Here is a 21,164-nt window from a genome sequence, read left to right as displayed (position 1 = left end):
TTTAGGTGGTGAAAAGATGAAAACATGTGGTCATTATCAAGCAGAGTTTGCGGTAAGACCTATTTGGCATAAGCAGTTCGGAGTCATTTGGTTAGATATTAGCGCACAAAAAATTATTACATACCATCCAACAACAGAAGAAGAACATGTTTATGATGCTATGGGGCCAATTGAAGCAATCGTGTCTACAGAAGATGGTCAATTTATCGGTGTGTATAAAGATGGTTTATATAAGATTAGCTTTAAGATGGGTACGAAAAAGCCATTCGCCTTTCCACCTGGATTAAGTGCATTGCATTATTTAAATGATGCGAAATGTGGTCCGGATGGTTATATATGGGTTGGTTCATCAGATGGTTTTTTTAAAAAGTTTAGAGAAACAGCTCCAACCTCCATGTCGGATTATCCATTTCATAATTCAAAGCTATTTCGTATTAGCCCAAATGGGGAAGTACAGGCATTGCTTGAAAATATTGCGCTATCAAATGGTTTAGCCTGGAAAAAAGAAACCAATACATTCTACCATATTGATTCAGCTAAACAATCAATTTTTCAATACAAATTTACAGAGGAAGCTATTTTAGAATTTCAACGGATTGTGTACACGTCTGAAATGCTAGAAGGATTTCCAGGAGGAATGACGATTGATGCGCAAGATAATTTATGGATAGCCTTGTTTAAAGGAGGGCTTATTGCCCAAAAAAGTAATAAGCCAACACGAATTATTTGTTTAAATCCAACAACGATGCAAATTTTAGAAGAAATCCATTTACCTGTTTCACATGTTACATCATGTGTTATTGGTGGAGAAGGACTAAATAAGCTTTATATTACAACCGCCAAAGAACCATTATCACAGGGACGCGAAGCTAAAGAACCTTTGGCTGGTTACCTATTAGAGATACCAATATCTAGTGTTGGTATGGAACAGTTTGTAGTGCCATTATGCTAAATAAAAATTCAATAAAAATTGTTTAAAAAAAATCATAATTATAGATAAAAAGAGCTCTAACTGAAATCGCTTTCTTTTTATATGATACAAATAAGTTTAGAGAGCTAAACATGAGAGCTAGATAGCGGAGGGTTGAGAATGGCAAAACCAGAAATTGCAAAATTAGGCCACATAGCATTAGTAAGTACAAACTTAGAAAAATCGTTATGGTTTTTTAAAGAAGTTATTGGTTTAGAAGAGACTGCTGAAATCGACAGTGTACATTATCTACGGGCATGGGGGGACTTCCAGCACCATACGTTAAGCATCGAACAAGGAGATGACTCGTATGTAAAACAAATTGGGTGGCGGACGAAAACTAAAGATTGTGTTTTAGGTTTTAAAGAACTTTTGCAACAAGCAAACGTAGTCGTGGAAGAATTTCCAAAGGGATCCACACCTGGGATTGGAGATGCAATTCGTTTCCAATTGCCAAGTGGACATACATTTGAGTTTTATTATGATGTAGAAAAACCAGAAGCTGCAGCAGAATATAAATCTATTTTAAAAAACCAAGTATATCAAGCACATAGAAAAGGCACATCTCCACGACGCTTGGACCATGTGAACATTCATACATCTACAAATGCTAATCTCACATTTGATTTCTTACTTGATTCACTCGGCTTTAACTTGCGTGAATATGTAAAAGGGGATGAAGGTATTTTAGCTGGTTGGATGAGTGTAACATCTCTTGTTCATGATGTTGCACTGGTGCAAAAGCCGACTTTACCATCAAAAGCACGTTTACATCACCTTTCCTATTGGTTAGACAATTCACAAGATATTTTACGTGCAGCAGACATTTTAAAAGAGCAAGGCATTCCAATTATTGGTCCAGGTAAACATGGAATTACACAAGCAATTTATTTATATGTAATGGATCCAGGAAGTGGTTGTCGTGTAGAACTATTCTCAGGTGGCTATTTAATATTCGAACCAGACTGGGAGCCAATTGAGTGGACACGCGATGAACAGTTAACTGTAGGAAACACATATTGGGGCGATAGCGTGCAAGATAAAGAGTTAAATAATATTACAATCGAAGCACGGTAACTAACATTAGAAAAGGGGAGGTATAAGATATGAAACCAGAAATTTCGAAATTAGGACATTTCGGATTAGTGAGTACAGACATAGAAAAATCATTATGGTTCTTTAAAGAGGTAATTGGTTTAGAAGAAACAGAAGTAGTAGACGGGGTGCACTACCTGCGTGCATGGGGAGATTTTGAACATCATACGTTATCCATTCGTGCTGGAGAAGAAGCCTGCCTAGATCATATTGCATGGCGTACGAAGCGTACAGAAGATGTTGATGCATTTGCGGATTCTTTAAAGGCTAGCGGGACAGAAATTGAATGGGTGGAACCGAATACAGAAGCTGGGCAAGGAAAAGCATTCCGCTTCAAAACACCGAGTCAGCATACGTTCGAAATTTATTTTGAAATGGAAAAAACGTTAGCATCAGCTGAAACGCGGTCTGTACTAAAAAACCAAACGCATCGCTCCTGGAATCGGGGCGTATCACCAAGACGTATTGATCACGTCAATTTATTATCTTCATTACCTACAAAAGAGTTAGCTGACTTTTTACAAGAACAATTAGGCTTTAATTTACGTGAATATATTGAAGCGCCAGATGGTAACTATCTAGGAGCATGGCTAAGTGTAACTCCACTTGTACATGATATTGCCGTCAGTTTTGACCCGAATGCACCATCAACGCATGAAGTGCATCATATTGCATATTGGTTAGATAATGCACAAGATTTATTGCGCGCAGCAGATATTTTAAAAGAACATGGTATTTACTTTAAGGGACCTGGAAAACACGGTATTTCACAAGCTATGTATATTTATGCCATTGACCCAGGTAGTGGCGTACGTCTTGAAATCTTTACAAATGGTTACTTGATATTCGAACCAGATTGGGAGCCGATTCGCTGGACATTAGATGAAATGGATATTGGTTTTACGTACTGGGGCGACCAAATGGATGCCAAAACGGAAAATAATCCAACAATTAAGGCATAGGGGGAATGGAAAATGGAAGATCGTTTATTCCGTGATGCGATGGGGAAATTTGCGACAGGTGTGACAGTTATTACAACGCTACATGAAGGACAGCCACATGGAATGACAGCGAATGCATTTATGTCCGTATCGCTTGATCCAAAATTAGTGGTTATTTCAATCGGAGGAAACGCACGTTGCCTGTCAAAAATCAAAGAAAGTGGCATTTTTGCTGTCAATATTTTATCTACTGATCAACAGGAACAGTCGATGATTTTTGCGGGACAAATAAAAGAAGATCGTGAAGTGACATTTGAAACACTGGCAGATATTCCTGTATTACCAAATGCTTTAGCACAAGTAAGCTGTGATGTTGTTGCTGAATATATCGAAGGAGACCACACATTATTTATCGGTAAAGTTCGTGATATTCATTTACAAGATGGGGAGCCATTACTGTTTTATTCAGGGAAATATCGCTCACTGGAGACAGTGCCAGTATAAGGAGGGTGACATCGGTGGATATTCAACAAGGAGCTCAACTACTAAAATTAGCTGAAATGAATAAGCAACCGATTGCTCCATTTACATCGTCAACTGACATATCAGTTGACGATGCTTATCGTATCCAGCTTCTTCAAATTCAAGATAAAACAGAAGCGGGAGCCGAAATTGTGGGCATGAAAATTGGATTAACAAGTCAAGTGATGCAAGATATGTTTAAGGTGACGACGCCTGATTTTGGGCATATTTTAAATACTATGGTGTATGCCGAAGAAGAACCGATTAAAATGCAGCAATTTATACAACCGAAAGTAGAATTTGAACTGGCCTTTTTCTTAAAATCGGATTTACAAGGACCAAATGTGTCAGAACATGACGTCATTGCGGCGACGGAGGCTATTGCACCCGCAATTGAAATTATTGACAGTCGAATAGAAAATTGGCAATTTCAATTTCAAGATACTGTCGCTGATAATGGATCTTCAGCTGGAACAGTAATCGGTCAAATGCGTACAGTTGTTGACTTACAAGCGTTGGAGACAATTGAATTAGTTGCAAAGCGTAACGGTGAAGTATTTGAAAAAGGTGTAAGTAGTGCGGTAATGGGAAATCCGGCAAGGGCTGTTGCGTGGCTTGCGAATATGTTAAGTGATTACGATATTACATTAAAAGCAGGACAATTCATTTTAGCAGGAGCCATTACAGCAGCAGTACCGTTTGAAGAAGGTGATACTTTCGAAGCAGATTTCGGAACGTACGGCACTGTACATGTCGCATTTTCATAAAAGAGGTGACGGTATGTCAAAGTTAAAAGTAGAAAAACGGTAGGTTGGCAAGAAGATATGATATATGAAGTAGCACAAACCATTCGTGCGACAAAATAAAAATAAGAAGCTGCACAGAGAATTAAGTATCTGGACAGCTTTTTTATTGCTTATACTATTCATTTTATGTGGATAACTTTCTCCAAACAGTATTAGATATGCCACTTTATATATTAAGCGCACTATAGGGATAGTGCGTCTTAACAAGTTGAATAAAGTGTCCGCAATGATTTTCGCTACAGGGCGGACGCTTTCCGCCGGGTGAGCGATGAGCCATTCCCGCCGCTTACGCGTACGTTGGAATGGCTCATTTTGCTCCCTCATCCGGCTGGAGTCGCCGCCTGCAGCGAAAATCAATGGTGTTTGCTAACTTATCAGTGACTATTATTAACAAAAAATATTTGACGAGACAATATCCACTATTAACGCGACAATCTCGCCTTCGAATTAGACAATTTCTCACAGTAAGACTTAACTTGTAATGAGATCGTAATTTCTAATTTGGTTTTATATAAATGCGCGAACGGATGCTAATTGGATACCTTTTCATTAGAATTGATTCCTTTCAATTTTGTTTCTAGCGAGTTGGTACTGATAAATAAGCAATTCCTTTTTGGATTGGAGTGGAAGGGCGGCGACTCCAACGGGATTAAGTGAGCTTGATGAGACTTCGCAACGTACGCGTAGCGGCGGTGAAGGCTCATCGCTCACCCCGTGGAAAGCGTCCGCCCTGAAGCGCAAATCCCAGCGGTCACTAAGACGCATTATCCCTAAATTGAGTAAACTATCCTCTATAAGGCTAGTTTTTTTGAGGTTTAGCTACGATGATAATTTAAAAATCCCTATGCAAATCTACTAATCTTATAAAATTCGTTAAAATATATCGGAAAATAAATTGATTCTCGTAAAAAACTATTCTAGTTGAACAATACATTATTTTATATGATTAAACCATCATTCACGAATTGTATTAAGAAGACGGAAGAGATCATCAATAGTAATTCTGTAATGTAAACGCTACCAAATATGTGTAAACCACACGACAAAAGGAGGGGCTTCATCATGAAAGTCATTCTAATTGATGCAGAAAATTTAGAGGCTGTACAACAAAAAAGTGAACAGAGCGTGATGGCACTCGGTTTCTTTGATGGACTCCATAAAGGACACCAAACCGTTATTCAAATTGCCAAGCGACATGCATCCATAAAACAGTTGCCCTTGGCTGTGATGAGTTTTTTTCCTCATCCGAAAACGGTTTTAACAAATAGCTATGTGGATTATTTAATGCCCTTAGAAGAAAAAAAACATCAATTAATGAAGCTGGGTGTCGACTTATTTTACATCGTTCATTTTACAAAAGAGTTTGCCTCCTTAGCTCCGCAGACATTCGTTGAACAATATCTAATGAAGCTTGGTGTTAAAATCGCTGTCGCTGGATTTGATTATAAATATGGTTATAAGGGAGCAGGACAAGTGCACATGATTGCTGAACAAAGTCAGCAACAAATCCAAGTAGTGGTTGCTCCAAAAGTCGAAATGGCTGGTGAAAAAATTAGTTCGACTCTTTGTCGTAGATTATTAAAAGCAGGTCATGTTGAAAAAATTGATGCACTATGTGGGCGACCATATACAATTCAGTACGACTTACAAAATGGCATTGAACCTTATTTTACACTACCGAAACGTGGGCATTACAACGTAGAGATTCATACCACACAACATATATATTCAAGCGTTATTGAAGTGATGGATGAGCAATTCATTAAAGGGCTGGACATTCAAAGCAATGACAAAGTTAAAATAGTATTTTATGAAGCTGATCCTCACTACATGAAGGAATTAGTAAATTAAAGGGAGGGAAGCAAATGAAAAAAATTGAGCAATTTCAACAATTATTGCAAAATCCAAGTACGTTTATATTACCAGGAGCTTATGATGGCATGACAGCACGTATTATCGAAGAGGCGGGCTTTCCAGCCATTTACGCAACAGGTGCAGGCATTTCGAATGCACAACTTGGTTGGGCAGATGTTGGTTTAACAACAGCAACGGAAATCGCCCAAGTAGTATCTTGGATGGCAGATGTCACGGATATTCCGATTGTTGTAGATGCAGATACAGGTTTTGGCAATGCGATTAATATGCACCGTACAGTGAAAATGTTGGAACGGGCCGGCGCAGCAGCGATTCAAATTGAAGATCAAGTGATGCCAAAAAAATGCGGACATTTCAATGGGAAATCAGTTATTTCTAAAGAAGAAATGATCGGCAAGATTCAAGCTGCTTTAGATGCACGATTAGATGATAACTTAGCAATTATCGCGAGAACGGATGCAGTAGGCGTTTATGGGATTGAAGAAGCATTAGAGCGTGCAAATGCCTACAAAGAAGCAGGAGCGCATGCTATTTTTGTAGAAGCACCGACAGAAATGGAGCAACTGTTACGGATTCCAAAAGAAGTCCCTGGTATTCCACATATTATTAATCTAGTCGAGGGTGGTAAAACGCCACTTGTTTCACGACGAGAGGCACAAGAAATGGGCTTCCAAATTATGTTATGTGCTAATACAGCTTTACGTGGGGCGATAAAAGGGGCTGTTGAAGCAATCAAATTATTGCATCAGGAAGAATCTCAAAAAAATATGAATGATTTAATCTGCTCATGGGAACAACGCCAACAACTATTTAAGCTAAAAGAAATTCAACAATTAGAGCTTCAATATTCCGGTAAGTGAGAAAGTGGGGAAGCGTATGACAAAAGTAGATTACGATATTATTGTTGTAGGTTGCGGTGCTGCAGGGACATCTGCTGCCTTAGCAGCCGCAGAAGAAGCAAAAGCACAAAATCTAGATATTAAAATTGCAATTTTAGAACGAGCATCTTTTGAGGAACGTGGAGGGAATACACGTTGGACAGCTGCTTATATGCGAATGGAAAATATCGATAAACCTGCACCAAACTTCATAGAAGATATGTTGAAGTTTTCGGATTATTACGCAGATGAGCAGTACATACGTACACTACATGAAAATGCAGGGGCGACATTACGATGGGTAGAGTCCAAAGGGGTAGATTTCGATTTCTTACCTACAATGTTTTTAACTGCTTCTAAACCACGTTTATTACCTGTTGGTGGTGGTCGTACCATTGTTGATACACTTAGCCTTCGTGCTCGTGCCCTCGGCGTAGAAATTATCTATGAAACAACTGCATGGGATTTAGTACTGGACGAATCAGGCAATGTAAGAGGTCTTAAAGTACGTATTGCAGAAGGAGAAACACTTACCTTATCAACCAATGCAGTCATTTTAGCAGCAGGAGGTTTCCAAGGAAGTCATGAAATGATGGCACAATATATTGGTCGTCATGCACATAAAATTCCAACGGTTGCAGAAGGTGGGTTATTTAATAAAGGCGAGGCCATTCGTATGGCATTACGAATTGGTGCAAAAGGGCAAGGACAATTTGATGCTTTCCATGCCGAAACTGTTGATCCTCGTAGTAAAAGGGAAGAAGCAGGGGTCATGATGTACCCATACGGCATTTTAGTAAACCAACAAGGTAAGCGTTTTGTCGATGAAGGCGAAACGACTATTGATGAACAATATGAAGCTGTTGCTCGTAAGATTTTTTACGAATGTGAAGATCATATCGCCTATATGATTTCGGATCAAAAAATGTACGATATACCTGGCTATGAAGAGGCATTGCAAACAGAAGTCCCTCCAATTGTAGCAAACACAATTGAAGAACTAGCTGAAGCATTAGACATTCCAGCAGAAATATTATCCAAAACGGTAGAGCAATTTAATGAAGCTTGTCCAACTGGAGAATTTTTATTTAACCAAAAAGATGGGTTAGCAGCGACAACAATCACACCACCAAAATCGAACTGGTCCATTCCAATTAATAAAGGTCCATTTATTGCATATCCAATTATATGTTGCAATGTATTTACAAATGGCGGGTTAGCAACGGATACAAATGGTCGCGTCCTATCAGGAGACAATCATCCGATTCCAGGGTTATATGCAGCAGGAGAGACATCCGGACTTTATTACGGGAAATATCCAGGAGGGACATCCGTTTTACGTTGTTTAGTATTTGGAAAACGTGCAGGAGAACATGCCGTCAATTTGATCAGTACACAACAAAAAGCGTATTTATAATGGGGGAAATTGCATGCTATTGAATGGAAAAGTGGCCCTTATTACAGGTGGTGGTCGAGGTATTGGGCGCGAAACATGTTTATTACTTGCTTCTCATGGAGCACATATTGCGGTCTGTTCACTTATTGAAGAAGAATGTCAGGAAGTTGTCAATGTCATTAGTGAGCAATACAAAGTACGAGCAATTGCAGTAGCTTGCGACGTAACGAACGAAGCTCAAGTTAAAAAAGCATGCGCCATCGTAAAAGAAGAACTAGGCCCGATAGATATATTAATAAATAATGCAGGCACAATGAGCATGTTACCTTTTGTGGATACAACGACAGAGGAATGGTTGCGTGTACATGATATTAACGTGAATGGTCCTTATTATTTCTGTGCCCAAATTGTGCCAGACATGATCGCTAAGCAAGAAGGAACCATTATTAATATTTCATCGATTTGGGGGACAAAAGGTGGGCCAAACCGTAGCGCTTATATTTCATCTAAACATGCAGTTATTGGTTTTTCAAAAGCAATAGGTGAAGAATTAAAACCATATGGGATTCGCGTCAATGCAGTATGTCCAGGGCCAGTAGATACGAGAATGACTGATGAATTAGGTCCAGATTTAAATAAAACAGGTTGGTTGCAGCCGATAGATATGGCAAATGTTATTGTCAATATCGCATTACCACATAGTAAAGCGATAACAGCTTCTTCAATTGAAGCGTTCGGAACTGGAATGCCAGTAGGTCTTACAAAATAATAAATTAAAGGGGATAGAGAATTATGGAGCAAACATACACATTCACACAACAAACAATTACATTACAATTAGCAAAACAAATGCTAGAAGCTGCAGAGAAAAAAGGGGAAGAATTAGGGATGAAATTTGCTATATCTATTGTAGATAAAGCAGGGAATTTAAAAGCATTTTCAGCAATGGATGGTGCACCAGTACTAGCGCTAGAAATTGCCCAAAACAAAGCATTCTCAGCCGCAGCATACAATCGTGCAACACATGAATGGTATGACCGTTTAAAAGATGATCCTCCTTTAATGACAGGTCTTGTGCATACAGATCGTCTAGTTGTATTTGGTGGAGGTTATCCAATTCAAATTAACGGAGAATGTGTCGGTGGAATTGGAGTAAGTGGCGGGCACTATACACATGACATGCAGGTATGCGAAGCAGGCTTAGATATTCTAGCGGTATTAACAAAGGAAGCTTAAGCACATGAAAGCAGTAGTGGATATTGTGATTATCGGCGCTGGTATGGCGGGCTTATGCGCATCATTGGAAGCCGCTGCTGCGGGGGCAAATGTGATAGTTTTAGAAAAACAACCTCATATTGGAGGAAGCTCATTATTAAGCGGTTGTTTTATGGCATTTGCAGGAACAGAATTTCAGAAAAAATTAGGGATTACTGATTCAGTGGAAAGTTTAATACAGGATATGTTGCATGTTGGGCAGTATAAAAATGACCGAACTCTCATTGAAACATATGGAGACCAACAGTTAGACACATACAACTGGCTCGTCGAACAAGGAGTGCAATTTAAAGATTGCCAAGCGGTGAGTGGTCATACAAATCCACGTGGTCATACGATTGTACCTAATCAGGCAATTGATATATTAAAAGATCGAGCAATCGAGCATGGCGCAAAGATATATACCGACGCTTTAGTTACTCGTCTAGAAAAAAGAAACAAGCGTGTTGCTCGAGTACATGTAACATATAGAGGCCATTCATATGTTGTGGAAGCACTTAAAGGTATTATTATCACCTCAGGTGGTTTTTCCCGAAGTGAAGACTTACTGGAACAATTTGCTCCCGGGCTAACCAATACAATCCGTTTAGGAGGAGCAGGAAATACAGGAGATGGCATCAAGCTGGCATGTGACCAAGGTGCATGGTTACGAGATACTCCATATTTAAAAGGTACGTACGGGTTCCATCCTAGCTCTACGAATGACAATAAACGCCAAGCTCATACTTTTTATAAAGGTGGCATCATTGTGAATGAGCAGGGGGATCGTTTTGTAAATGAATCTATATCCTATAAATTACTAGGAGATGCAGCATTACAACAGTCGAATCAATGTACTTTTCAAATTTGGGATCAAACAGTAATGGATAAAGGCGTAAGAGGAGATGCGTTGTATGATTTTGCATCACTTGATGAATTAGGTTTAATGGAACAATCTGAATCTATCGAAGCATTAGCAATAATAATTGGCGTTCCGCCCTCATCGTTACAACAAACGATAAGCAGTTATAATGAAGCAGTTGATACAAGAAATGACGTGTTAGGAAGAACAACACTTACACATACATTTGGCAAACCAACAAAAATTATAACAGCTCCTTTTTATGCGATGAGAACCTCAACAGCTATGCTCGCTACATATGCGGGTGTAACCGTGAATGAAAAAGCAGAAGTGTTAAATCCCTATGGTGAGAGAATTACGGGCCTTTTTGCCGCAGGTGAAGTTGTAGGTGGCTTCCACGGTGCAGGATATATGACGGGTAGTTCACTTGGTAAAGCTGCAATATTTGGTCGCATTGCTGCTAAACAAGTAATCCAACAATCACATATAGAGGAGGCGTTGGTGTGAAAATTTGGCATCAAAGTTTAACGTCCATTGAAGACATTCCGGCTTATCGAGATGCTGTTGTAACCCATTTATCTAAAATTGTGCGTCCAGATGTAGACATTATATTACATGGTATGTCGAAAGAGACTTATCCTCAACAATATCCTGGACATTTTATTACGTACAATTATTTACAAAGCTTGCATAAGGAACAATTTATTAGAAATGCGATGATTGCTGAAAAAGCCGGCTATGATGCCGTTTTTATTGGCACGATTCCAGACGTAGGGTTATTCGAAGCACGATCAATTGTTGATATTCCTGTGATAGGTTACGGGCAAGCATCCATGCATATTGCATCGATGCTAGGAACAAAGATTGGTATTGTGAATTTTTTAGCTCCACTTGTTGATCAGTTGCGTTTTAACGCTCAACAATACGGCTTGGCGCAAAAGGTAGGTCCTATCATCCAAGCGGATATTGGTTTCTATGATATTTTAGAAGGCTTTGACAATCCACAACCGATTATCGAAAAATTTACATTAGCTGCCAGGCAAGCTATAGAGCAAGGAGTAGATGTGATTATTCCAGGCGAGGGGCCAATGAATATTTTCTTGGCGAAATTTGGTATTCATCATGTGGATAATGTGCCGATAATAGATTCCTTTGGTGCAGGCATTAAAATGTGTGAAACAATGGTAGATTTATATAAAGTGAGTGGCATGTCGATTGCCCGTACAGGCTTTTTCAATGAAAAACCACCAGCGGAAGTTTTAGAAAAGTTACGCGGGTATTATAATCTACCTGCAGTGTCAGCTGATATGGACTTTGGTTTATCCATTCGTTCAGTAGCCAGTCCAATATAAAACAAAGCATCTTTTACACATGCACGTGTAGGAGATGCTTTTGTATATGCAATCTATTTAAACGGAGAAAAATACCTTAACCTAGTAAATAAGATAAAGGTATTTTTGTGTTTTTTATGATCCCCAAATAGTTGGAATATGATTGCGAGCTTAAATATCCGAACTATCATATTGATGGGTGCATTTCTAAGTTGGAACGCAATATAATGCTCATCATTGCATGTTAAAAAATTGGCAATATCAAAAGCTTGATCTGTTTTAGAAAAGTCAATTACGAGATGGTGAAAATTGACATTCCAAGCTGAGTCTTTTACAGCTAACGTAATATCCCCAAGTTTATTTGGTATAATTCCAACCTTCGAATAACCAGGGGAAGTAAAGGCCATGTTATGGTATAAGTAAATAGTTGTTCGGAAACACCTGGTTGTCATCATGTAAAGGGAAATGCCTTCATTTTTTAATATCTATTTGTTGAACATCTTGTAAAGACATCGTCTAATTTCTTTGAATGAAAAACAGCGTAGCTTTATTGAAAAACGGGTATCATCGAATGCCTCCTTTTACGAGTTTACCGTTATATTTTGAACGACTGTTGACCTTTGTTTACCAAGATCGATATATTGATCGCGACTTTTAATTTCAAGTTCGATGATATCCCCTGGTTGTAAGTAACCATTTTCTTTTTGTGTATTTACAAAGTAATTTACTTTTTCTTCGTAAGTAGCATTTGTATTGATCATTTTCTCGAGAATTTCTTTATTTAATCGTAAACAGACTCCACCAGGTGTCCCGGTTAATATTAGGTCACCAATACGTAAATCAAAAATAGAAGACATCTCAGTTAATGTTTCAGTTGGTTTAAATAATAAATGGTCGCTAAATGAATGCTGGCGAACTTCGTCATTTACTCGTAAAATCAGTTCTAAATCATTCAGATAGTGAATTTCATCGTCTTCTAATAAGTAAAGGTAAGGACCCGTTGGACAAAAAGTACGGTAACTTTTCCCTTTAAACCATTGTTGTTCTACAATTTGTATATCGCGTGCGGAGACATCATTTGCTATAATTAATCCACCAATATAATAAACAATATTTTGTTCGGTAATAATGGTTTCTTCTGTGATATCTTTCTTGAGGACTAGCCCTAATTCAATCTCATAATCAAGCAATTGTACATCTTTCGGACAGACTATATTTGTATTAGCAGCACTTAATGTGCTTGGGGACTTCATAAACAGTAAATTATACGCTGGCTTTTGCAGTGTAAAACCAGCTTCTTCACGGTGTTCAGCGTAGTTGGTACCTTGGCAATAAATATTTCCGTCTTGTGTGATTGGTGATAAAAGGGTAATATCCTCGAATGAAATAATGGCACCTACTGTTTTAGCTTTTGCAATTTGTAAGTGTCCATCTGTTAAAATACTTCGTAATGTCGGGAATGTATCCTCTACAAGACGTAAAGCCTCTTCATAAACTCCCCAACGAACTTGTCCATCATATTCAAAACGTAATAAACGTATGCCCATATTGAATCCTCCTTTATTTATTATGTTTCATTATAGAAGGAAATTGGTCTTTAATAATACAGTAAGTGGCCTCGGATTTTTAAGAGAAAAACCGCTAAAAGCCATTGAAATGTAAAATGTATAACTTGACTAAGCAAGAAACAATATCATTTATATTAAAGGGATATTGGTTATGTTTATGGAAATAGAAATAAGTTCACCGTAGTTTCCATTGTTATGCCCAAAGAACTTATACAGGAAAGTAGTCTCTCAGGTAAAACAAAAAGGTGGTGGAGGGTGTATGATCAAACAAGTTATCTTACTTTTTGCACCAACGATATTAATATTCATCGGTCTTTCCTTATTTCAAAATATTTTAATCACTTTTTTTCTTTTTTATGGATGGTTACTGTTCATTCCGATTATCACAGTTTTTTGGAAAAAGACAAATAGATACCAAATACGTCTTCTTATATCGATGAAGTCTATTATTGTGGGAATTGTAAGCGGATTGATTTGCTTAGTTTCTATTTATGGCTTTGTAGTAATTTTTCAATCTTCTGTTTTAGATATCCCCCAATTGCAGCAATTGTTGAAGAAATGGGATTTTGGTGGAACGAAGGTAATTCTACTCGTTTTAGTATTAGCGTTGATTAATCCTATTTTAGAAGAACTTTATTGGAGAGAATTCATGTATGGAAGGATATTCCTAAAATTAGGAAATGTTTTAGCCGTAATGATTACGGCTATATTTTATAGTCTGTACCATTTGATTGTCGTTATGGAAATTTTTAGTTTCCCATTCAATATGCTTGCGGTAATCCCTGTTTTTTTAGCAGGTATAATGTGGGGAATATTTCGTATTAAACTTGGATCGATTACTGCGCCAATTATTAGTCACTGTTTAGCGGATATTGGGATTATGCTTGTGTACTGGAATATTATTCTTTAAATTCATCATATGATAGAATTTTTATAAGTGAAAAGGGAGGGATAATGCATGATTACTTTCCAAGACTTGAATGGTATACAAGTTGAACTATCGTTTGAAAAAGGAATATTTCCGATAAAGGCAATGCATGTGTTAGTAATAGCAAAATATGAAGAAAAGTGGCTATTAACAAAACATCCTACGCGAGGTATAGAGTTTCCGGGTGGAAAAGTGGAAGAAAACGAACCATTAAAGGCAGCAGCAGTACGTGAGGTATTAGAGGAAACAAACGTGGAGATTGTCAATCCTCAATGGTTTGCCGAATATATGGTGCATGAGAAAGATCCATTTTGTAAGGCGGTATTTATAGCGGAAGTTGGGTATATCCATGAAGAGAGGGCCAATTATGAAACAGATGGCGCTATGTGGTTGGCGATGGATGAACTGTCCAACTGCGAAAATTTAAGCTTCCATATGCAAGATCGGGGTATGCAAGTAATGTTAGAGAAGGTGAACATGTATGAAGGAAAATGGAACGATTGAAAGATTACGGTTATATCCATCACCAAATCCACAAATCGATTTAATCGAAATTACATATTGGTCTTGTGGTTTGCGAGTGAAAGGGATGCTCGCGACTCCGAAAAAAGAAGGAACGTATGAAGGTATATTGTATTTGCGAGGTGGTATGCAAAGTATTGGTATGGTAAGACCTGCCCGTATTGCTCAGATTGCGTCAGAGGGGTTTACCGTTTTTGCCCCTTATTATCGTGGAAACCGTGGAGGAGAGGGAAGAGACGAGTTCGCAGGAGAAGATCGATTAGATGCTGTTTATGCAGCGGATGTATTAAAGCAATTTTGTATCTCGACTAGAATCCATCTATTCGCTTTCTCTCGAGGTGGCATCATGGCGTTGTGGACTGCTATTTTACGAAATGATATTGCTTCAATTGTGACATGGGCAGGGGTGTCGGATATTTATTTAACTTATGAAGAACGCTTGGATATGCGACGGATGATGAAACGCGTAATAGGTGGCACTCCAACAAATAAAACAGTGGCATACGAGGAACGGAACGTCTTTCCTAAAATTTCTAAAATAGAAGCTCCTACCTTGATTATTCATGGGAAGTTGGATGTAAATGTTTCCTTTGTGCATGCGGAAACGTTAGAAAAAAAATTATTAGGGAATAATAAAATAGTGGAAACATGGTATTATCCTGAATTTACACATTTTTTCCCTAGTCAAGTAAATCGACAAGTAGTGAAAGATGCGTGTAGGTGGATGAAGATGCAGAGAGGAGTTTGAAATTGGGAAATGTGATTGTCACAACAGAGTCAATGAGTATTGATGGAAAATCATCTTTCGCTTCCGATACAAGCTTTTGGACGGATCTTTGGGATTTGTATACAGATGAAATTGATGATGTCATTATCCAAAGTTGGAAAGAAGAAGTGGAAGTAATTGATGAACTGAGACCAAAAGCGGTTTCTTCTATAAATGAGGGACTTGTAAAAGTAATGACGATTAATTTAAATGAGGAAAATCGTACTTATTTTCGAAATAACTCCATTGATCCAAAAGGCGGGTTAAAATGGTTCAAAATGTTTTTGAATACGGCAGGAGACGAGCGATTAGAAATTGGTCATTATGGGGCGGAAATAATTTTGTATAAAGTGAATGAAGAAGAAGCGGAGAAGTTCATATCTCTGTTCGCTACATCTGCTGTCACATCTTTTTATGATGAAAACGAAGATTAATAAAAAGGGGATGTCACCATATTTGTAGGGGACATCCTCTTTTGTTCTGTTATGCAAATGGTCCGCCTTTTAGCGAAATATCTTCGGATACGGTACCAAATTTTTGGAAGTTTTCACGGAAAGCTTGTGCTAGTTCCGTAGCTTTTGCATCATATGATGCTTGATCTTCCCATGCATTACGTGGGATTAACACTTCTGCTGGTACTCCTTCTATTTCTGTAGGGATTTCAAGACCAAACACTGCATCTGTCGTAGTTTCTACATTTCTTAATTTTCCATCGATAGCTGCACGTACCATCGTACGAGTGTAAGCAAGTTTCATACGGCTACCAACACCGTACTCTCCACCAGTCCATCCAGTATTTACAAGGAATACTTGTGCACCGTGCTCGTCAATTTTCTTTCCAAGCATTTCTGCGTAAACAGTCGCATGCAATGGTAAGAACGGTGAGCCGAAGCAAGTAGAAAATGCTGGTTGTGGTGATGTGATTCCACGTTCTGTACCTGCAAGCTTTGATGTAAAACCACTTAAGAAGTGATACATTGCTTGTTCTTTCGTTAATTTACTAATTGGAGGTAATACGCCAAACGCATCAGCAGTTAAGAAAACAATTGTATTTGGATGACCAGCAACAGAAGGGTCCACAATGTTTTCGATATTCTGAATTTGATATGCTGCACGTGTATTTTCTGTTAATGAATCATCCGCATAGTTCGCAACACGAGTTTCTGGATCTACTACTACATTCTCTAAAACTGTTCCGAATGTAATAGCATCAAAAATTTGTGGTTCGTTTTCTCGAGTGAGGTCGATACATTTTGCGTAGCAGCCACCTTCGATATTAAACACGCCATTATCGGACCAACCGTGCTCGTCATCTCCGATTAATTTGCGTCCTGCATCTGCAGAAAGGGTAGTTTTACCTGTTCCAGACAAACCGAAGAATAATGCAACATCGCCTGCTTCTCCAACATTAGCAGAGCAATGCATAGGTAAAATGTTTTGTTCTGGTAACAAATAGTTCATAATAGAGAAGATTGATTTTTTCATCTCTCCGGCATATTCCGTACCACCGATTAAAACGATACGTTTTTCCATAGAAACAATGATAAACGTTTCTGATTTTGTTCCATCAATAGCAGGAATTGCCTTGAAATTAGGTGCACTTACGATCGTGAAATCAGATTGATGCGTTATCAGTTCTTCTTCTGTAGGGCGGATAAATAATTGGTGGGCAAATAAATTATGCCATGCAAATTCATTAATTACTTGAATACCAAGACGGGATTCTTTATCTGCGCCAGCGAATCCTTTAAATACAAATATTTCTTCTTGTTCTTTTAAATAGTTTGTTACTTTTTTATATAGTGCATCAAAAATTTCAGAAGAGATAGGTTGGTTTACGGAACCCCAATCGATTTTGTCTTTAGAGATAGGTTCTTCTACGATATACTTATCTTGTGGGGAACGGCCTGTGTATTTACCTGTTTCCGCTTTTACGGCACCGGTGGAAGTTAAAATTGCTTCCCCTCTAGATGTTGCTTTTTCCACAAGTTGCGGCACTGATAATTGTACGCTTATATTATTTCCAGCTAGCAATTCGTTCAGTTCACTCACCGTATCGATTGAATTCATATTGTATATACCATCCTTTTTTCGTTTTTCCCTCCATTTTGGAGGATGTATTTACTTGATATGTGAATTAGTATAACACATTTAGCTTAATAGTCTATACTATTTAAACGTTTATTTTCATTTTAATAATGGATATTTTTATTGACTTTTATATGCAGTTTCCGTATGATGTTAAATTGAACGGATACTCTTATCCCGAGCTGGTGGAGGGGTCAGGCCCTATGAAACCCGGCAACCTGTAATTATTTTCACGATTACAAAGGTGCCCAACCTGAGACAAGGTGAGATTCCTTGATTGATAAGAGTGAAAGGTGCTTATGAAATTATTACCTTTCCTCATGTATTTACGTGAGCGAAAGGTTTTTTTATGACATCGGCCTTTATCCTTGTGTGCCAAGTCCAAAACAGCTTGACATGGGAATGAGTACCGTATCAATTCTTGAGAGAAATCTCGCAGGATACAGGAGGAATATTCTATGACACAACGCCGATTATTTACATCGGAATCAGTTACAGAAGGGCATCCAGATAAAATTTGTGACCAAATTTCGGATGCTATTTTAGATGCAATTTTAACGGAAGATCCAAATGCACGTGTTGCTTGTGAAACAAGTGTAACAACAGGTCTTGTTTTAGTTGCAGGAGAAATTACAACGTCTACTTATGTAGATATCCCAAAAGTAGTACGTTCTACTATTAAAGAGATAGGTTACACTCGTGCGAAATACGGATTTGACTCAGAGACTTCTGCAGTGTTAACTGCAATTGATGAGCAATCAGCTGATATCGCGCAAGGTGTCGACCAAGCGTTAGAAGCTCGTGAAGGTTCTATGACAGATTCAGATATCGAAGCAATTGGAGCAGGGGACCAAGGTTTAATGTTTGGTTACGCGTGTAATGAAACACCTGAACTGATGCCACTTCCAATTAGTTTAGCTCATAAATTGTCACGTCGTTTAGCGGAAGTGCGTAAAGATGAAACATTAAATTACTTACGCCCAGATGGTAAAACGCAAGTAACAGTGGAATATGATGAAAATAATAATCCAGTTCGCATTGATACGATTGTTATTTCTACACAACATCATCCAGAGATTACGTTAGAACAAATTCAAAAAGATTTAAAAGAAGTAGTGATCAAGCCGATTGTTCCTGCTCATTTAATCGATGAAAATACAAAATACTTTATCAACCCTACTGGACGATTTGTAATTGGTGGACCTCAAGGGGATGCTGGTTTAACAGGTCGTAAAATAATCGTTGATACGTACGGTGGATACGCTCGTCACGGAGGCGGTGCTTTCTCTGGTAAAGATCCAACGAAAGTAGACCGTTCTGCTGCATATGCTGCTCGTTATGTGGCAAAAAATATTGTAGCTGCAGGACTTGCAGATCGTTGCGAAGTTCAATTAGCTTATGCTATTGGAGTAGCACAGCCTGTATCTATTGCTGTAGATACATTCGGAACTGGGAAAGTAGAAGAGGCACAATTAGTGTCACATATACGTGAACTATTTGACCTTCGTCCAGCAGGAATTATTAAAATGCTAGACCTACGTCGTCCAATTTACAAGCAAACTGCAGCTTATGGTCACTTCGGTCGTACAGACATTGATGCACCATGGGAAAAAACAGATAAAGCAGACGCTTTAAAAGAAAAAGCAGGATTATAATAAGAAAAGCTTCCAAATAAAGGAGGGCACTGAAAGGTACCTTCTATCGAAAAAAAGCGATACTTTCCTTGAGAAATATAGGGAGGTATCGCTTTTTTCAATAGAGTTTACTCATTTGATACTTTACGAGCCAAAATACTGTTCAATGTGAAGCATCATAAATAGCTTAAACCACGTTTAAATTCGGAAGCTTTCGATAATGATCCAAAAAAGCACTCAGGCTTTGCAATAGTCTGAGTGCTTTTATTAGTTAATTTGTGTATGTGTTTGTGGGCTTGTTTTTCTGTCTTGGGCTTCGTGCATTTTAACCATTGCAAAGCGTGCGATTGGTTGGATAACTATGCTCTCTAAAAATAGCGCAATTATGAAGTTACGTGGCCAGGTGTGGATAAAATGATAAAAGTTTTCAGTTGTAAAACCATTTCCATAGATAACTCCAACAATTGTCATTACAAATGACATGCCTAATACTGTGAAAAGTGTACGGAACATAATACGAGCGTTAAAGCTATCTGTCGGTGAAACCAATTTAGCAGTTAAAGCTTCTGCCATACGACCGATTGCTACCGGTTCAATAACCATGACGATAACCCAAAAAATAGGTAAAGTAATTAACATTTGCATTGCAACGTCACCGTTGAATTCTCCTGCTGCAACAATCATGTTGATTGAGCCCATAAATAATACTGAAAGTGTACAAATAATTGTGCCGTAAATTGCTCCCTCTTTTCCGTTTCTTGGTAGTCTGTTCTCTTGATGCATGTTTTTTTCTCCCTTTCAAATATCGTATTTTAGACCTTAGCAATACGCTAAATACATGGACAAATGCAGCGACGCTGGTACCATCAGTAGATCACGTTACGGAGGGAATAAACGTTTGGCATGTCGTTTTCTGCATTAATGCCTGATACAAGTACTAATATCCCTAAAGTTAAAAATACTCTGTTGCTAACCACTAAATTATCGTTCCAATATAAATTTCTTTGCTCCCTTTATTAGATGGACTTTAATAAATTCGGTAATAGTTTGGCAACCGTTTTTAATGGATCTGTTGATTTTTGCGTTAAACAAAGCATCATCGCACCTTCAATCGAAGCTGTCATCATCAAAGCAATGGAAGAAGCTGATTCATTTGAAAAGCCTTCCGTTAGAAGCTTTGAACAATAGATGTGTAGAATGTTTTCATATAGCTCACTACAAGCTTTGCGGACAGGTTCACTCATTGTGGCCATTTCACTGACAATGCTGCTAAATGTATAGCCAGTAATAGTACCTTCTTTTTCAAATTTGTGAATTAACGTATCAATCATTGATAATGTGGCGTTCTTAGTTGATTGATGTCTACTGAAAATAGCTTCAATATCTGTCGTAATGGCTTCGTTTAATCTGTGTAAACAAGTAATTAACAGTTCTTCTTTTCCGTTTGGAAAATGGTGATAAAGAGCTCCTTTAGTAACGTTACATGCTTTTAAAATTTCATTGAGTCCTACACTTTTGTAACCTTTTTGCTGAAAAAGCATTGTAGCAGTATCAATCAATAACAATTTTGTATCCATATTTGATGTATTTCTCCTCACATACCAACAGGTCTGTTTGTTAGTATAACAAATATTAACCTGTAATATAGTTTTTTATTTTTTCGATATAATCTGTACTAAATTTAAATGATAAGAGAATGCTTTATTTGTTAATGGAACTTAAGAAAAA

Annotated in this window: 21 protein-coding genes and 1 riboswitch; of the genes, 17 read left to right on the top strand and 4 right to left on the bottom strand. The window is 38.0% G+C overall.

The window, feature by feature from the left end; translation table 11 throughout:
- Positions 1–16: 16 nt before the first annotated feature.
- From ACIQYS_RS16190 to ACIQYS_RS16135, 12 genes are all read left to right on the top strand, one after another.
- A complete protein-coding gene (locus ACIQYS_RS16190) occupies positions 17–952 on the top strand; it encodes an SMP-30/gluconolactonase/LRE family protein (RefSeq protein ID WP_402982180.1) in 936 nt (311 codons plus the stop codon).
- A gap of 138 nt (positions 953–1,090) precedes the next feature.
- Entirely contained in the window at positions 1,091–2,047 is a 957-nt protein-coding gene (locus ACIQYS_RS16185; protein WP_402982177.1) for a VOC family protein, read from the top strand.
- 29 nt (positions 2,048–2,076) lie between these two features.
- On the top strand, positions 2,077–3,027 hold the full coding sequence (locus tag ACIQYS_RS16180; RefSeq protein WP_402982175.1) for a VOC family protein: 951 nt from the start codon (positions 2,077–2,079) through the stop codon (positions 3,025–3,027).
- A 12-nt stretch (positions 3,028–3,039) separates the two neighbouring features.
- Positions 3,040–3,510, top strand: coding sequence for a flavin reductase family protein (locus ACIQYS_RS16175; protein ID WP_402982172.1), 471 nt, complete (start codon positions 3,040–3,042; stop codon positions 3,508–3,510).
- Between the two features lie 14 nt (positions 3,511–3,524).
- Complete coding sequence (locus tag ACIQYS_RS16170; protein WP_402982170.1) at positions 3,525–4,295, top strand: 2-keto-4-pentenoate hydratase; 771 nt, start codon at positions 3,525–3,527, stop codon at positions 4,293–4,295.
- Positions 4,296–5,396: 1,101 nt separating this feature from the next.
- Positions 5,397–6,185: an FAD synthase gene (locus ACIQYS_RS16165; protein ID WP_402982168.1), complete on the top strand. Its 789-nt coding sequence runs from the start codon at positions 5,397–5,399 to the stop codon at positions 6,183–6,185.
- A gap of 14 nt (positions 6,186–6,199) precedes the next feature.
- Complete coding sequence (locus ACIQYS_RS16160; RefSeq protein ID WP_402982165.1) at positions 6,200–7,069, top strand: isocitrate lyase/PEP mutase family protein; 870 nt, start codon at positions 6,200–6,202, stop codon at positions 7,067–7,069.
- A gap of 16 nt (positions 7,070–7,085) precedes the next feature.
- The gene (locus ACIQYS_RS16155; RefSeq protein ID WP_402982163.1) at positions 7,086–8,504 is read left to right on the top strand and encodes an FAD-dependent oxidoreductase; all 1,419 of its coding nucleotides are present in this window, start codon (positions 7,086–7,088) and stop codon (positions 8,502–8,504) included.
- Positions 8,505–8,517: 13 nt separating this feature from the next.
- Complete coding sequence (locus ACIQYS_RS16150) at positions 8,518–9,252, top strand: SDR family NAD(P)-dependent oxidoreductase (RefSeq protein ID WP_402982160.1); 735 nt, start codon at positions 8,518–8,520, stop codon at positions 9,250–9,252.
- 23 nt (positions 9,253–9,275) lie between these two features.
- Entirely contained in the window at positions 9,276–9,719 is a 444-nt protein-coding gene (locus tag ACIQYS_RS16145; RefSeq protein WP_402982158.1) for a GlcG/HbpS family heme-binding protein, read from the top strand.
- A gap of 4 nt (positions 9,720–9,723) precedes the next feature.
- Positions 9,724–11,106 carry an FAD-dependent oxidoreductase gene (locus tag ACIQYS_RS16140; protein WP_402982155.1) on the top strand — a complete coding sequence of 461 codons (1,383 nt, stop codon included), beginning with the start codon at positions 9,724–9,726 and terminating at the stop codon, positions 11,104–11,106.
- Positions 11,103–11,951, top strand: coding sequence for an aspartate/glutamate racemase family protein (locus ACIQYS_RS16135; protein WP_402982153.1), 849 nt, complete (start codon positions 11,103–11,105; stop codon positions 11,949–11,951). Before ACIQYS_RS16140 ends, ACIQYS_RS16135 begins: the two co-directional genes overlap by 4 nt.
- 560 nt (positions 11,952–12,511) lie before the next feature.
- Here the strand turns inward: ACIQYS_RS16135 and ACIQYS_RS16130 are convergent.
- A complete protein-coding gene (locus ACIQYS_RS16130; RefSeq protein ID WP_402982150.1) occupies positions 12,512–13,477 on the bottom strand; it encodes a fumarylacetoacetate hydrolase family protein in 966 nt (321 codons plus the stop codon).
- A 280-nt stretch (positions 13,478–13,757) separates the two neighbouring features.
- Between ACIQYS_RS16130 and ACIQYS_RS16125 the strand changes: the two genes are divergently transcribed.
- Genes ACIQYS_RS16125 through ACIQYS_RS16110 form a run of 4 tightly spaced genes read left to right on the top strand, consistent with a single transcriptional unit; the run spans position 13,758 to position 16,148 of the window.
- A complete protein-coding gene (locus ACIQYS_RS16125; protein WP_402982148.1) occupies positions 13,758–14,408 on the top strand; it encodes a CPBP family intramembrane glutamic endopeptidase in 651 nt (216 codons plus the stop codon).
- Positions 14,409–14,456: 48 nt separating this feature from the next.
- Positions 14,457–14,930, top strand: coding sequence for an NUDIX domain-containing protein (locus tag ACIQYS_RS16120; protein WP_402982145.1), 474 nt, complete (start codon positions 14,457–14,459; stop codon positions 14,928–14,930).
- The gene (locus tag ACIQYS_RS16115; RefSeq protein WP_402982143.1) at positions 14,908–15,696 is read left to right on the top strand and encodes an alpha/beta hydrolase family protein; all 789 of its coding nucleotides are present in this window, start codon (positions 14,908–14,910) and stop codon (positions 15,694–15,696) included. Before ACIQYS_RS16120 ends, ACIQYS_RS16115 begins: the two co-directional genes overlap by 23 nt.
- Positions 15,697–15,698: 2 nt before the next feature.
- Entirely contained in the window at positions 15,699–16,148 is a 450-nt protein-coding gene (locus tag ACIQYS_RS16110; RefSeq protein ID WP_402982140.1) for a hypothetical protein, read from the top strand.
- A 49-nt stretch (positions 16,149–16,197) separates the two neighbouring features.
- Here ACIQYS_RS16110 and pckA read toward each other — a convergent pair whose 3' ends face one another.
- Positions 16,198–17,784: a phosphoenolpyruvate carboxykinase (ATP) gene (gene pckA, locus ACIQYS_RS16105; protein WP_402982138.1), complete on the bottom strand. Its 1,587-nt coding sequence runs from the start codon at positions 17,782–17,784 to the stop codon at positions 16,198–16,200.
- A gap of 187 nt (positions 17,785–17,971) precedes the next feature.
- A riboswitch (SAM riboswitch) is annotated at positions 17,972–18,089 on the top strand.
- A 171-nt stretch (positions 18,090–18,260) separates the two neighbouring features.
- Here pckA and metK point away from each other — a divergent pair.
- Positions 18,261–19,457 carry a methionine adenosyltransferase gene (metK, locus tag ACIQYS_RS16100; RefSeq protein WP_402982135.1) on the top strand — a complete coding sequence of 399 codons (1,197 nt, stop codon included), beginning with the start codon at positions 18,261–18,263 and terminating at the stop codon, positions 19,455–19,457.
- Positions 19,458–19,703: 246 nt separating this feature from the next.
- Here metK and ACIQYS_RS16095 read toward each other — a convergent pair whose 3' ends face one another.
- Both ACIQYS_RS16095 and ACIQYS_RS16090 read right to left on the bottom strand, forming a co-directional pair.
- The gene (locus tag ACIQYS_RS16095; protein WP_402982132.1) at positions 19,704–20,219 is read right to left on the bottom strand and encodes a DUF2798 domain-containing protein; all 516 of its coding nucleotides are present in this window, start codon (positions 20,217–20,219) and stop codon (positions 19,704–19,706) included.
- A gap of 233 nt (positions 20,220–20,452) precedes the next feature.
- Positions 20,453–21,013 (bottom strand): TetR/AcrR family transcriptional regulator, encoded by a 561-nt coding sequence (locus ACIQYS_RS16090; protein ID WP_402982130.1) that lies wholly within the window; start codon positions 21,011–21,013, stop codon positions 20,453–20,455.
- Between the last annotated feature and the right edge of the window lie 151 nt (positions 21,014–21,164).

The organism is Psychrobacillus sp. NPDC096426, assembly GCF_044762745.1.
Taxonomy (GTDB): Bacteria; Bacillota; Bacilli; order Bacillales_A; family Planococcaceae; genus Psychrobacillus.
This window is presented reverse-complemented; position numbering and strand designations above follow the sequence as displayed.